Origin of the sequence: Aeromonas media (assembly GCF_020423125.1) — a bacterium.
GTDB lineage: Bacteria > Pseudomonadota > Gammaproteobacteria > Enterobacterales > Aeromonadaceae > Aeromonas > Aeromonas media.
Genome location: NZ_CP075564.1, coordinates 1363358 through 1376878, shown reverse-complemented (window position 1 = coordinate 1376878; position 13521 = coordinate 1363358). Strand labels below are relative to the sequence as shown.

Annotated in this window: 13 protein-coding genes; 3 read left to right on the top strand and 10 right to left on the bottom strand. The window is 62.9% G+C overall.

What is annotated here, in order from left to right; all coding sequences use genetic code 11:
* Positions 1-41 precede the first annotated feature (41 nt).
* From KI797_RS06500 to KI797_RS06490, 3 genes are read right to left on the bottom strand one after another with little or no spacing between them, the layout of a single operon-like run.
* Positions 42-488, bottom strand: coding sequence for a YeeE/YedE family protein (locus KI797_RS06500; protein ID WP_043132510.1), 447 nt, complete (start codon positions 486-488; stop codon positions 42-44).
* 13 nt (positions 489-501) lie between these two features.
* Positions 502-915 carry a YeeE/YedE family protein gene (locus tag KI797_RS06495; protein ID WP_226172103.1) on the bottom strand — a complete coding sequence of 138 codons (414 nt, stop codon included), beginning with the start codon at positions 913-915 and terminating at the stop codon, positions 502-504.
* Complete coding sequence (locus tag KI797_RS06490; RefSeq protein ID WP_043132507.1) at positions 915-1229, bottom strand: ArsR/SmtB family transcription factor; 315 nt, start codon at positions 1227-1229, stop codon at positions 915-917. Before KI797_RS06490 ends, KI797_RS06495 begins: the two co-directional genes overlap by 1 nt.
* A gap of 93 nt (positions 1230-1322) precedes the next feature.
* Between KI797_RS06490 and KI797_RS06485 the strand changes: the two genes are divergently transcribed.
* The 3 genes from KI797_RS06485 (at position 1323) to KI797_RS06475 (ending at position 3229) form a co-directional block, all read left to right on the top strand.
* Positions 1323-1508, top strand: a complete 186-nt coding sequence (locus KI797_RS06485) for a YgaP family membrane protein (RefSeq protein WP_043132505.1) — start codon at positions 1323-1325, stop codon at positions 1506-1508.
* Positions 1509-1873: 365 nt separating this feature from the next.
* Positions 1874-2278 (top strand): hypothetical protein, encoded by a 405-nt coding sequence (locus KI797_RS06480; protein ID WP_043132503.1) that lies wholly within the window; start codon positions 1874-1876, stop codon positions 2276-2278.
* A gap of 222 nt (positions 2279-2500) precedes the next feature.
* Positions 2501-3229 (top strand): MgtC/SapB family protein, encoded by a 729-nt coding sequence (locus KI797_RS06475; protein WP_042649827.1) that lies wholly within the window; start codon positions 2501-2503, stop codon positions 3227-3229.
* A gap of 86 nt (positions 3230-3315) precedes the next feature.
* Here KI797_RS06475 and KI797_RS06470 read toward each other — a convergent pair whose 3' ends face one another.
* From KI797_RS06470 to dnaK, 7 genes are all read right to left on the bottom strand, one after another.
* Positions 3316-4326: a substrate-binding domain-containing protein gene (locus tag KI797_RS06470; protein WP_043132502.1), complete on the bottom strand. Its 1011-nt coding sequence runs from the start codon at positions 4324-4326 to the stop codon at positions 3316-3318.
* Positions 4327-4353: 27 nt separating this feature from the next.
* The gene (locus tag KI797_RS06465; RefSeq protein WP_043132500.1) at positions 4354-5769 is read right to left on the bottom strand and encodes a glycoside hydrolase family 32 protein; all 1416 of its coding nucleotides are present in this window, start codon (positions 5767-5769) and stop codon (positions 4354-4356) included.
* Positions 5769-7133, bottom strand: coding sequence for a sucrose-specific PTS transporter subunit IIBC (locus KI797_RS06460; RefSeq protein ID WP_226172101.1), 1365 nt, complete (start codon positions 7131-7133; stop codon positions 5769-5771). Before KI797_RS06460 ends, KI797_RS06465 begins: the two co-directional genes overlap by 1 nt.
* 71 nt (positions 7134-7204) lie before the next feature.
* Positions 7205-8182 carry an aminoimidazole riboside kinase gene (locus tag KI797_RS06455; RefSeq protein WP_226172099.1) on the bottom strand — a complete coding sequence of 326 codons (978 nt, stop codon included), beginning with the start codon at positions 8180-8182 and terminating at the stop codon, positions 7205-7207.
* Between the two features lie 112 nt (positions 8183-8294).
* Positions 8295-9791 carry a carbohydrate porin gene (locus tag KI797_RS06450; RefSeq protein WP_226172097.1) on the bottom strand — a complete coding sequence of 499 codons (1497 nt, stop codon included), beginning with the start codon at positions 9789-9791 and terminating at the stop codon, positions 8295-8297.
* A gap of 262 nt (positions 9792-10053) precedes the next feature.
* Positions 10054-11190: a molecular chaperone DnaJ gene (gene dnaJ, locus KI797_RS06445; protein WP_025327676.1), complete on the bottom strand. Its 1137-nt coding sequence runs from the start codon at positions 11188-11190 to the stop codon at positions 10054-10056.
* 112 nt (positions 11191-11302) lie between these two features.
* A complete protein-coding gene (dnaK, locus tag KI797_RS06440) occupies positions 11303-13228 on the bottom strand; it encodes a molecular chaperone DnaK (protein WP_025327677.1) in 1926 nt (641 codons plus the stop codon).
* Positions 13229-13521: the final 293 nt, after the last annotated feature.

Below are 13521 nucleotides of genomic sequence, written 5' to 3'. Positions count from 1 at the left end.
CATCACTCTCCTTCCCTGGCATCATCAGTCACTTCACGGGATCAGGCGGTACGGGGCTGGCGAGCCTTGTTCCATGCGTGAACCAGCACCCGGTCGACCAGCAAGATCCCGGCCACCATGGCCGCTATAAACAACATTATCATGGGCTGCCCGCTGGAAATGAGACTCAAGGCTGGCCCCGGGCAGATGCCCACCAGCCCCCAGCCGATGCCAAACAGCGCGGCCCCGCCGATCAGGCGGCGATCCAGCCTGGGGGTGGGGACGGCGACGATGGGCTCTCCCAGCAGACTCTGGCGGCGGGGTTTCACCAGCAGAAAATAACCCGGCATAAAGACCAGCAGGGCGCCTCCCATCACGAAGGCGAGGCTGGGATCCCAGGCCCCGGCCAGATCGAGAAAACCGGTGACCCGGGCGGGATCCACCATGCCGGAGATGGCCATCCCCAGCCCGAACAGCAGGCCCGCAAACAAACTTGTCAGCAACTTCATGGCGATCAGCTCCTTACAGCAGATGATGAGTGACGAAGACGGTGATGAAGCCTGCCGCCATAAAGATCAGGGTGGCGACAATGGAGCGCAGGGAGAGCCGCCCAATGCCGCAAATACCGTGACCGCTGGTGCAGCCATTGCCAAGACGGGTACCGATACCGACCAGCAGACCGGCCAGCAGCACAACGGGCCAGCCGGGCAGCGTGGTGAATGCAGGCATGCTGGCCCAGCCCAGGGTCAACGCCAGCCAGGCGCCCGCCCCGAGCCCCAGCAGAAACAGTACCCGCCAGGGCGCCCGGTGTTGCAGCGCACCGGCCAGAATGCCGCTGATCCCGGCGACCCGGCCGTTGAACAACATCAGGATCAGGACCGACAGCCCCGCCAGCATGCCGCCGCCCAAAGAGAGCAGCCATTGGCTTTCCATCATCAAGATTCCTTATTTTCTGAGTGACAAAAATGGGTTTGCAGCGCCGCCAGCACATCGGCGGCCGCCTCGCTCACCAGCGAGTAGTAGATCTGCTGTGAGACCTTGCGCGAACGGATAAGGCCATGGCGCTTCAATACCGACAGTTGCTGGGAGAAGGCCGATTGCCCGAGCTGGCTGTGGGCCAACAGCTCCCCGACCCCCTTCTCCCCCTCCACCAGCTGGCAGAGCACCATCAGGCGCTCAGGATGGGCCAACGCCTTGAGCAGGGAGGCGGCCGCCGTCGCGTGTCTGTGCATCTCGTCGAATGGGCTCATAAGCATAAATTAGCAATTGCTGATATTTAGTCTATTGTATAAATCAACACTAAATTAGCAACCACTAAATAACCAAAAAAAGAGGAGAGACACATGACAGTCGATAACGGAGTCAGAGTGGTCGCAGGCTGCATCTTGCTGCTGTCGCTGCTGCTCACTGCCTGGGTCCACCCGGGCTTCGTCTGGCTGAGCGTCTTTGTCGGGGTCAACCTGATACAGAGTGCGTTCACCGGCTTCTGCCCCGCCGCCATGATCCTGAAGCGCATGGGCATGAAATAGCCCAAACCGGACGATGAAAACGAGGGAGCTATGGCTCCCTCGTGGTAAAACCCCATTTTGTTTCAATATGTTGCTGTCAGAGCCCCAAGGTTTACCCCTGTTGCCACATCGGCTACCATGTCGCCTCTTTATCACTAGCGGAGACCATCGGTGGGCAACTCATCAAGTGACAGATGCACGCCGACCCTCATCGTCGGCACCTCGGTCGCGAGCTAGCCGCAGAGTCCCTCTGCCGCAACTCGCAACCCTGCGAGAAGCGGAAATCCACTCCCCTCTTCTCTTTTTACACTTGACGTCGGGTGACCCTGGCCAACCGCCACGGGCGCCTTGCCTGCATAGTTTCTGCTTCCCACAAGGAGGCTGCTATGCGTTTTATCTCAATCAAACCGGCTGCGGATCGCGCGGTCGCAACAGGTTCCGTTGCTACCCGGGCTCATCCCCTGCTGAGCAAGCTCGGCCTTGGCATGCTGCCGCGCTGGCTGGGCGGCAAACCGCGCCAGCACCACTACCGGCTGCAGATCCGCTGCGAGGATCGCGCCGATCTGGAGCAGGTGCTGGAGATGGTGAGCCACACCCTGCAACCGGCCGGGCTGCACCCCATGCAATCGATGAAACCGGGTCGCAGCGGCGGACGTGAGCTGGTGCTCAACCTCCAGTGCACCCCGCCCCAGCGCCGCTATCTGGTGCAATTTGTCCATCAGGTCGGGGCAGACCATCCGGTACGCTGGGAACTGCGTCCGCGCCGCGGCGGCGATCCCGAGCGCACCTGACGGCGCTCACCTTGCCCACGCAGTAATCCGGGTCATCGGCACTATCGGGGGCTGGCCAGGCAGGCTCCCTTCCCCCCTTGCGTGCCCGGAGCCAGAACCGCGTCCCAGCGTGCATTTTTCATGCAGGCCTGTCGCACGCACATCCTTGCGATTCATCCGCCATCTCACCTGGCGTGCCATCATGGATTGCGCGAGGCCATCACTGATCAGAAGGAGTACCTCATGAGAATGTGGCAACAACTCGATTTTCTCGCCCTGCTCGACACCCTGGCCAGCCTGTTGCTCGCCTTCGTGCTGGGCAGCCTGGTCGGACTGGAGCGTCAGTACCGACAGCGTACCGCCGGCCTTCGCACCAACGTGCTGGTCGCCGTGGGGGCGGCCCTGTTCGTCAACCTGGCCCAACGCATCTATGACCTGTACGGCGGCAGCTACGGGGTGGTGCACGTGGTGGCCTACATCGTCTCCGGCATCGGCTTTCTCGGTGCCGGCGTCATCATGCGCGAATCGGGCAACATCCGCGGCATCAACACCGCCGCCACCCTGTGGGGCGTGGCGGCGGTCGGGGCGGCCAGCGGCGCCGGATTCGCCATGGAGGCGGTGCTCGGCGCCCTGTTCGTGCTGGCCGCCAACACCCTGCTGCGTCCTCTGGTCAATCAGATCAACCGTCATCCGGTGGACAATACCGACACTGAGGTGACTTACCGCGTCACGGCGCTCATCCGCCGCACTCATCAGAAGGAGGTGCTGCCCTGGCTGGAGCAGAAGCTGGAGCAGGCCAACTACCCCCTGAGCGAGCTGGATATCGAGCCGTTCGGGGACCAGGACATCGAGATCTCGGCGGTGCTGCTCGCCACCTCCATCGACGGCGATGAGCTGGACGCCTTGATGAAGACGCTGGGAGAGCATCCCCGCATCAAGCAGATCTTCTGGCGCGCCAGCACCACGGATTGAAGGGTGCAGCCCCGCCATGTCGGCCAACAAAAAGCCCCGCCAGGATTGGCGGGGCTTTTTCATATGGGATGGGCGAAGCGGCGTGACTAGCGGCGACTACGCCAGCGCACCCGGGGGGTGATCACCTGGGCGGTCTGCGCAGGAGGGTTACCCGCAATCAGCTGCTGCATCAGTTCGAAGGCAGCGCGGGCCAGCGCCGGACAATCCTGCGCCACCGAGTCGATGCGCATGGGAATGCAGTCGAGCAGGTCGTGATCGTCGAAGGTACAGAGCCGCATCCCCGTCTCCATCAATCCCGCCTCGTTGAGGTAGCGCAGCACCCCTTCCAGCAGGGTGAAGGAGGCAGTGAAGAGTCCACGGGGCGGTGCGCCGAGCTCGGCCACCAGCTCGGCCATCAGCTGATAACCTGAGCTCGGCTGATAGTCTCTATGGCGCACCCGGGTCGGGTCTGCCTCCAGCCCAGCGCGGTGCAGCCCCAGCTCGTAGCCCGCCAGCCGATGGCGGCTGGGGGAGAGATCCAGCAGGCCGCCAAAGTAGTAGATCTCGGCGTCGCACTCGCTCGCCATGTCCCGCACCAGTTCGGCGGTGGCCTTGCAGGCATCCGAGATCACCATGGGCAGGCGCGACTCCCCGATGTGACGGTCGAGCTGTACCACCGGCAGGCGGTCGTGAATGCGGGCATAGATGTCATCGCTGTGGCCGCTGGAGGCAACAATCAGCCCATCCACCTGACGGCTGATCAGGTTGTCCACCACCCGCTGCTCGAGGGCGGGATCATCCTCGGAGCAGGCGATCAACAGCTGGATGCCCGCCTCCCGGCAGTGGGCCTCGAGGGCGCGCGCTATGCTGGCAAACCCGAAGTTGGTGAGATCGGGGATCACCAAGCCCCAGGTGTAACTGCGGGTCTCGCGCAGGGAGCGGGCGTGAAAGCTCGGCAGGTAGTGACACTCGTCCGCCACCGCCTGAATGCGCTTGCGGGTATCGTCGGCGATCCGGTACTCCGCACTCTTGCCGTTGAGCACCAGACTGGCGGTCGCCTTGGACACCCCCGCCAGTTCGGCTATCTGGGCAATCGTGATCCGTTTCTTCTTCTCCACCTGGCCTCCCGGCTGACTAGAACCGGGCTATTGTACTAGGCAGGCCGCCAGCGGCCAGTAATCAAGGCAAATTTTGCAGCCATCATCGCCGTTACCCGATGAAAGTTGCGGCTTTTCTCCGGGGAAGTAGCGCGCAGACAGGCTCTGGCGACCGTCATCGATGAAGCACTCCAGACTGGAGCGATCGCACAGCACGGTGATCCGCCCGCCAGCCCATGGGCTGCTGCGGGTCTCCCACTCCCCGTTCTGCCAGTTCTGGCGCCGCAAATTGATGCGCCCCGGCTGCCACACCAGTTCGGCCACGGCGCCGAACCAGAGGCTCCCCTTGCCGCACAGATCCAGATCGAGCCAGGCCGAGTCGATGGCCAGCCCCGGAAACTCGCCGAGCGTCCCCTCGAAGCGGGTCCGCTCTCCCTTGAGCGCCGCAAGCTCGGCCACCGGTCGCTGGCAGAGCCACTCATCCTGCCAGAACAGCTCCCGCGGGCAGCTCATCTGGTGCAGCCAGCCATAGGTGATGGTGGGTTGGCTCATCTCGTTCTCCTCCGGCAGCCCCAGCCAGCCAAACAAGAGGCGGCGCCCCTGACTGTCTCGGGTGGTTTGCGGCGCATAGAACTCGAAGCCCCTGTCCAGCTCGTGGAAAGCCCCGTGGGCGAAGTGCGTGCCATCGAAACTGCCCGCCAGCCAGCCGCACTGGTAGAGGTTGCGATAATCCTCCCCTTGCGGGGCAATACCCTGCGGGCAACTTATCAACACATGGCGGTCGGCCAGCGGGAAAAGATCAGGGCACTCCCACATGTAGCCAAACTCGCCAAGACCGCCGCGCCCGCTGCCGGCGATGGGGCCCACCAGCGTCCAGGCATCCAGCGCATCACCGCGATAGAGCAGCACTTCCCCTTTGTCGTCCAGGGTGTGCGCTCCCAACACCATCAGCCACTGCTGGCCGTCGTGCCACACTTTGGGATCCCGCACATGGCCGCTGTAGCCTTGCGGCAAATCGAGCACAGGCCCCAGCTTGGCAAAACCGCCCTCACCGTCGGCGCGGGCCAGACACTGATAGGCGGTGCGGCTGCCATCCGGGTATTTGACGTTGCCGGTGTAGATGAGGGTCAGGCACCCCTGCTCGTCGCTGACCGCCGAGCCGGAATAGCAGCCGTGGCTCTCATAGGCTTCGGTGGGCAGGAGCGCCATCGGCTCGTGCTGCCAGTGCAGCAGATCGGTGGAGCTGACATGGCCCCAGCCCTTGTTGCGATGCTCGCAGTCAAGCGGGTTCCACTGGTAGAAGAGGTGATAACGCCCGTCGTGCTCGATAAAGCCGTTGGGGTCGTTGAGCAGCCCCACCGGGGCTGCCAGGTGCCAACGGGGCCGATGGGGATCGGCCGCCGCCTTGAGCTGTCCGGCCAGCAGTGACCGGACAACCTGGTTGAGAAAATGGCTTTCCTTCATCACTCCACCTTGTACTTGAGCAGGTAGGAGGCGGCGAAGGCAGCGCCAAAGGCGATCACCAGCCCGATGACGTAGTGGATGAGGCTCATGGGCTGGACGATGGCCATGCCGGGGATGCCAGTCAGACCCACCGCCGTCATGCCCACCTTGGCGGCCACCACGTAGGCACCGCCGCAGGCCCCGCCGAACAGGCCGGCGAGGAAGGGCTTGATGTAGCGCAGGTTGACGCCAAAGATCGCCGCCTCGGTGATGCCGAGCAGGCAGGACATGGCCGCCGGCACCGTGATCGCCTTGATCTTCACATCGCGGGTCTTGAAGTAGACAGCCAGGCAGGCCCCGCCCTGGGCCACGTTGGCCATGGCCCAGATGGGCAGCAGGAAGTTGACGCCTATGGCCGGATTGGTGAGCAGCCCCGCCTCGATAGCGTGGAAGCTGTGATGGATGCCGGTGATGACGATAAGCGAATAAGTCCCACCAAACACCAGCCCCGCCAGCCAGCCCGCCTGCTCATAGAGAGCGCTCAGGCCAAACGAGATGCCATCCCCCAGCACCCGACCCGCCGGGCCGATAAAGAGCAGCGCCACGAAGCCGGTGATGATGACGGTCAAAAACGGGGTGAGGATCAGATCCAGGGCGTCCGGAATGCGCTTGCGCAGCTGTTTTTCCAGATGGGACATGAACCAGACCGCCAGCAGCACCGGGAAGACGGTGCCCTGATAGCCGATCATGGCCACATCCAGCCCGAAGAAGTCCATGGTCTTGAAGCCGCCCGCCACGCCCCAGGCGTTGGTCAGGGCCGGGTGGGTCAAAATGCCGCCCAGCGTTGCCCCGAGGTAGGGGTTGCCGCCAAACTCCCGCGCCGCGGTGAAGCCGATCAGGATCGGCAAAATGATGAAGGCCGCCGAGCTGAACATGTCGAGCATGACGAACAGCGAGCTGTCGGCATTGACCCAACCGTAGGTGCGCACCATGCCGAGCAGCCCCATCAGCAAGCCCGACGCGACGATGGCCGGAATGATGGGCACGAAGATGTTGGAGAGGGTCCGCGCCAGGCGCTGGGCCACGTTGAGCTTGGCCGTCGCCATGTCGGTCAACTCCGCCTTGCTGGCGGTGCCTGTACCGGTCAACGCCACAAACTCCGCATAGACCTTGTTGACCAGACCGGTGCCGAAGATCACCTGGATTTGACCCGCGTTGCTGAAGCACCCCTTGACCCCGTCCAGCTTGTCGATGGCGGCCTTGTTCACCTTGCTGTCGTCCGCCAGCACCAGCCGCAGCCGGGTGGCGCAGTGGGCGGCACTGACGATGTTCTCACTGCCCCCGAGCAGGGGCACCAGATCCTTGGCTATCGCACTGATATTCATATTATTCCTCTTATGACCCGCCAGTTGGCGGGCCCTTGTCATATGAGATTAAGGGCTGTTGAGCTGCGGTTCTAGCCGCAGATCAACGGCCGCTTGCGCTCGATCGCGCTCAATAGCAAAAATTCATCCAGCTGGGTGCGGGTGGGCAGCGCCGTCATGGCCCCCTTGGCGGTGGTGGCGAGCGCCCCGCAGCCGTGGGCCTGAGCCAGGATGGCGGGCAGCTCGACCAGCGTCGGCAGCGACGAACGCCCGGCCAGCGCCGCCAGGAGACCGGCGACAAAGGCATCCCCCGCCCCCGTGGTGTCGAGCGGGGTCACCTTGGGCCCCATCCACTCCAGCAACTCGCCATCCAAACGGGCCACCACACCGGCCGCCCCCCGGGTCACCAGCACCAGGGCGGGCCCTTGTATGGTGGCCAAGCCCGCGGCCAGATCGTCCAGACCACTCAGCAATTGCAGCTCCTCCACCGAGAGCTTGACCACGTCCGCCAGGGCGATGGCCTCCCGCACCACGGGCAGCATCTCGGCCGGGTTGCCCCACACTTCGGGCCTCAGGTTGGGGTCGAAGCAGACCCGCCCCCCGACCGCCTTGATGGTCGCCATGGCCTGCTGGCAGCTGCCGCGCACCGGTTCATTGGCCAGGGCGATGGAGCAGGTCAGCAGCCACTGCCCGGCCTGGAAGACCGGCAGATCGGCGGGGCTCAGGAACTGATCGGCGCTGGGGCACACCATAAAGGTGAAGCTGCGCTCACCCTCGTCATCCAGTTCCACCAGCACTGTGCTGGTGCGATGGGCCGGATCCTGGGTCAGATGACGGATATCGACGCCCTCGTTTGCCAGGGTCTCGGCCATAAAGCGGCCGAAGGGATCGGCGCCGACCCGGCCGATAAAGGCCGATTCACCGCCGAGCCGTGCCACCCCGACCGCCACATTGGCGGGCGCACCGCCCGGACATTTGAGGTAGTGCACCTCCCCTTCCGGGATAAGATCCACCACCGCATCCCCCATTACCCACACACGATTCGTCACCTTGCTACTCCACTGCTGCACAGGATTTGCCAGAGCCGGGCTCTGTTCTCTTGGTCGGCATTATCAGCTAAACCGTTTTAGCCAACCAACAGATCCCGGCGCCTGCTGCCATTTTTGTGATCGGGATAACGAACTAGAACCAGGTTTCCATCTGCACGCCAAAGTTCCACTCACCACCGGCGGTGAAATCGCTCTGGCCCATGGCGTCGTCGCTGGCGTAGTTGTCGAGCTCGGAGGACCAGTCCATCCAGGTGGCGAACACCCGCAGCTCGGGCCGCTCGAAGAAGCCGGCGGTCTGCGCCTTGAAGGTGGGCGCGAAGGTGAGCTTGGTGAAGTTGCCGCTCACCGCCTGCCGTCCCTTGTAACCCTTGGGATCCAGGTCCATGTACTGCCAGGCGGCCTCGTAGACCAGCTCCACGTTCTGGCTCAGCACCTGGGCCACCCGGGTGTTGAGGGTCAGCCACTGATACTCGTCCCCCTTCACGTAGCGATCCTGGCTCTGCTCCGCCAGCAGGGCCGGGGCGACACGCCAGCGCGGAGCAAGATCGGTTGCACCGAACACTGCCAGGCGCACCGCATCGGCGTCCGCCAGCAACTCGCTGTCGGAGCCCAGCCCCTTGAGCTCGGCCCCCAGGCCATGACCGTAGAGCACCGCCGCCTTGGAGAAGCCGGGGTTGATGCCAAAGAAGCTGTCGGCGTGGTAGGCCACCAGGGTGTGCGCCCCCTTGTTCGCCGCCTCGCTGCCAACGCCACCGTCGTTGATGCGCGCCTCGTTGTCCTTGGCGGAGAGGCCGTTCAGCATCCACTGCCAGTTGCCGAAGCGGTTGTTCATGGTGAGGATGTAGCTCTCTATGTCCGAGAGGCCGCTGGCGCTGATGTCGCCGTAGTCACGCCCGTAGAGGGAGAAGTTCGCCTTCCAGCTGTCGGCCAGCTGCACGTCGTAGACACCGCCGCCGGTCCCGGCCAGGAAGACCACATCCGAGTCGAGCCAGTGGATGTCGAAGTTGTCCCGATCGAAGCGCTTGCCCGCCCAGAGCACCGAGTGCTGGAAGGGGCCGCTGAAGCTCGCCAGGTCGCCGATCTCGGCAAACACCTGGCGGGTATTGAGGCTCGAATCGCTGGCGGTCCAGTCGTTGCTGGTCTCCACCCCGTCCGCCAGCATCAGCTTGTAGCGGGCCCAGCTGCCATCGTCGAAGGTCTGGGTCTTCAGCAGGTTGGCCTCCATGTAGGTGTCATCCTCGTTGCCAAGGCGACCCACGGCCCCGCCCACAGAGCCGGCTGGCGTCACGTAGGGACCGCCGCGCCCGCCGTTGCCGTTGCTGTTGACCAGCAGGCCGGAGCGGGCGTAGCCGTGAAACTCGAAGCCCTGGGCACCGGCGGTCTGCTTGTCCACCTTCTCGCTCTGGGCCTTGGCCACCACTGCTGTCTCCCGGGCCTCGCTCGCCTTGCTCTGGGCCTCATCTGCCCGCGCTTCGGCGGCGGCAGCGCGGGACTCTGCCGCCTGCACTCGCGCCTCCAGCGCAGCCATACGCGCCTCGATACCGCCCTCGGCCGCCCACAGCGGGCTGCTCATCCCCAATCCCAGCGCCACCGCCACCGCCACCGCCAACTTACTCTTGAACATCGTCATCTTCCTCACCTGTCATCTGCCGCCCGTCCGGGCGCTGTTGTTATGAACGAGCAGAGAATAGCTAAACCGCTTTAGCCAACTCAATATGCCAGCTAAACCGTTTCAGCCACTTGTGATCAGCGTAACGTTTGCACAGGGAAAACCGACGGGAGTTGTGAGGAGGATCCCTCATCGGGATCCACTCAATAGGGCGGATCCGGGGCAAATTGCAGGCAAAAAGAAAGCCGGCACTGAAGGCCGGCTTGGGTCACGCGGGTCGCGGTTACTTGGTCAGGTCGTCGAAGAAGCGTTTCACCCCTTCGAAGAAGCCTTCGGATTTCGGCTTGTGAGTCTTGGCGGCGGCACCGCTGAAGGACTCGTCCAGCTGGCGCAGCAGATCTTTCTGGGTCTCGGTCAGCTTGACCGGGGTCTCGATCACCACCTTGCACATCAGATCCCCCACCTGGCCGGAGCGCACAGACTTGACCCCCTTGCCCCGCAGGCGGAACAGCTTGCCGGTCTGGGTTTCCGCCGTGACCTTGAGCTTGACCCGGCCATCCAGGGTCGGCACTTCGATCTCGCCGCCCAGCGCCGCAGTGGTGAAGCTGATGGGCACCTCGCAGTAGAGATCGTTGCCGTCACGGACGAAGATCTCGTGCTCCTTGACGTGGACCTGTACGTAGAGATCCCCTGCCGGTGCGCCGGCCTCCCCCGCTTCCCCTTCGCCGGAGAGACGGATGCGATCGCCGGTATCGACGCCCGCCGGGATCTTCACCGACAGTGTCTTGGTCTTCTGGTAGCGCCCTTCCCCATGGCACTTGCGGCACGGATCCTTGATGATCTTGCCGCGACCGTGACAGTGGGGGCAGGCCTGCTGCACCGCGAAGAAGCCCTGGCGCATCTGCACCTGACCGGAGCCGTGGCAGGTCGGGCAGGTATGGGCCTGGCTGCCGGTGTGGGCGCCGGACCCGTTGCAGACCTCGCAATGGACCTGGGTCGGTATCTTGATCTCCTTGGAGACCCCGCGCACCGCCTCTTCCAGGGTCAGCTCCATGTTGTAGCGCAGGTCGGAGCCACGGGCCGGGCCGCGACGACCACCCCCACGACCACCGAAGATGTCACCAAACACATCGCCGAAGATGTCACCGAAATCGGCACCACCGCCGAAGCCGCCCTGGCCACCGCCCTGGCTCTGATCCACGCCGGCATGACCGTACTGGTCATAGCGGGCACGCAGGTTCTCGTCGGTCAGGACCTCGTAGGCTTCCTTGACCTCTTTGAACTTCTCTTCCGATGCGGCATCACCCTGATTGCGATCCGGGTGATACTTCATCGCCAGACGCTTGTACGCCTTCTTGATCTCGCGCTCGTCGGCACCTTTCGATACCCCGAGCACTTCGTAGAAATCGCGCTTCGACATACTCATCCTGTTCTACTTGAGCCGTTATGCAGACGGGCGTTGGTTACCCAACGCCCGTGAAATCATTGACTGAGCCGATGGGCAGAGTCTGCTCTGCCCATCTGGGTTGGGCTTATTTCTTGTCGTCTTTCACTTCTTCGAACTCGGCGTCGACCACGTCGTCGTCAGCCTTGGCGGAAGAAGAGGAGTGACCGGCCTCGGCACCGGCGCCTTGCGCCTGAGCCTGCTGCTGGGCAATCTCCATCAGCTTCTGGGACGCTTCCATCAGGGCCTGTTGCTTGGCTTCGATGGCAGCCTTGTCGTCACCCTTGATGGCGGCTTCCAGCTCGGACAGTGCAGTCTCGATCTTGGTCTTGTCGTCGGCAGGCAGGGCGTCACCGGCTTCGGTGACCTGCTTGCGTACCGAGTGGACCAGACCGTCAGCCTGGTTGCGGGTCTGCACCAGCTCTTCGAACTTCTTGTCTTCCGCCGCGTTGGCTTCGGCTTCGCGTACCATGCGCTCGATCTCGTCATCGGACAGACCGGAGGAGGCCTGGATGGTGATCTTCTGCTCCTTGTTGGTCTCCTTGTCTTTCGCGGAGACGTGCAGGATGCCGTTGGCGTCGATGTCGAAGGTCACTTCGATCTGCGGCAGACCGCGCGGTGCCGGACGGATGCCTTCCAGGTTGAACTGGCCCAGGGACTTGTTGTCGCTGGCGCGCTTGCGCTCACCCTGCAGCACGTGAATGGTCACGGCAGACTGGTTGTCTTCGGCAGTGGAGAACACCTGGGACTTCTTGGTCGGGATGGTGGTGTTCTTCTCGATCAGCGCAGTCATCACGCTGCCCATGGTTTCGATACCCAGAGAGAGCGGGGTCACGTCCAGCAGCAGCACGTCGGTCTTGTCACCGGACAGTACGGCACCCTGGATGGCGGCACCCATGGCCACGGCTTCGTCCGGGTTGACGTCTTTACGCGGCTCTTTGCCAAAGAAGTCGGCAACGGTCTTCTGAACCAGCGGCATACGGGTCTGACCACCCACAAGGATGACGTCGTCGATCTCGCCAACCGCCAGACCGGAGTCTTTCAGGGCGACACGAACCGGCTCCAGGGAATCTTTCACCATGTCTTCCACCAGGGATTCCAGCTTGGCGCGGGTCACCTTGATGTTCATGTGCTTCGGACCTGTGGCATCTGCAGTGATGTACGGCAGGTTGACGTCGGTCTGCTGGGCAGAAGAGAGCTCGATCTTGGCTTTCTCGGCGGCATCTTTCAGACGCTGCAGAGCCAGCTGGTCGTTGCGCAGGTCGATGCCCTGCTCGCGCTTGAACTCGTCTACCAGGTAGTTGATGACGCGGTTGTCGAAGTCTTCACCACCCAGGTGGGTGTTACCGTTGGTCGCCAGTACTTCGAAGGTGGTCTCACCTTCCACTTCGTCGATCTCGATGATGGAGATATCGAAGGTACCGCCGCCCAGGTCATAGACGGCAACCTTGCGCTCGCCCTTGACCTTGTTCACGCCGTAGGCGAAGGCCGCAGCAGTCGGTTCGTTGATGATGCGTTTTACATCCAGACCGGCGATGCGACCGGCATCCTTGGTGGCCTGACGCTGGGCGTCGTTGAAGTAGGCCGGTACTGTGATGACCGCTTCGGTCACCGGCTCGCCCAGGTAATCCTCGGCTGTCTTCTTCATCTTCTTCAGCACTTCGGCAGAGATCTGCGGCGGTGCCATTTTCTTGCCTTTGACTTCTACCCAGGCGTCACCGTTGTCAGCCTTGGCGATGGCGTACGGCATGATCTTCAGATCGCGCTGTACTTCTTCATCTTCGAAACGACGGCCAATCAGACGCTTGATAGCGAACAGCGTGTTCTTCGGGTTGGTGATGGCTTGGCGCTTGGCCGGCTGACCAACCAGGATTTCGCCGTCATCGGCATAGGCAATGATGGACGGAGTAGTACGGTCGCCTTCCGCGTTCTCGATCACGCGAGCATGGTCGCCATCCAGAATAGCAACGCAGGAGTTGGTAGTACCCAGGTCAATACCGATGATTTTACCCATTTGACGAATCTCCAAATACTTTGAATAAACTGGCGAGGGGCTCGCCTTAAATACGTTAACGGCTAGGTGGGGCCTGCCACTGTGGCTTTCAAGCACCCGACATCAAATTCTTTCCGTGTCACCTAAATTTCCATGCCACTGAAATCAGATGCCGCCGTGGCCTTGCCACCTATATGGGGTCTCAAGCCGACGCTTCAAGCCCTGACCTTAAAAAACCGCGCATTCTTGCCCCTTGGGCGCAAGAGTGCTTGCCAAATGGCGCCAACAAATACCCTGATGGCGCCGCTACCAAT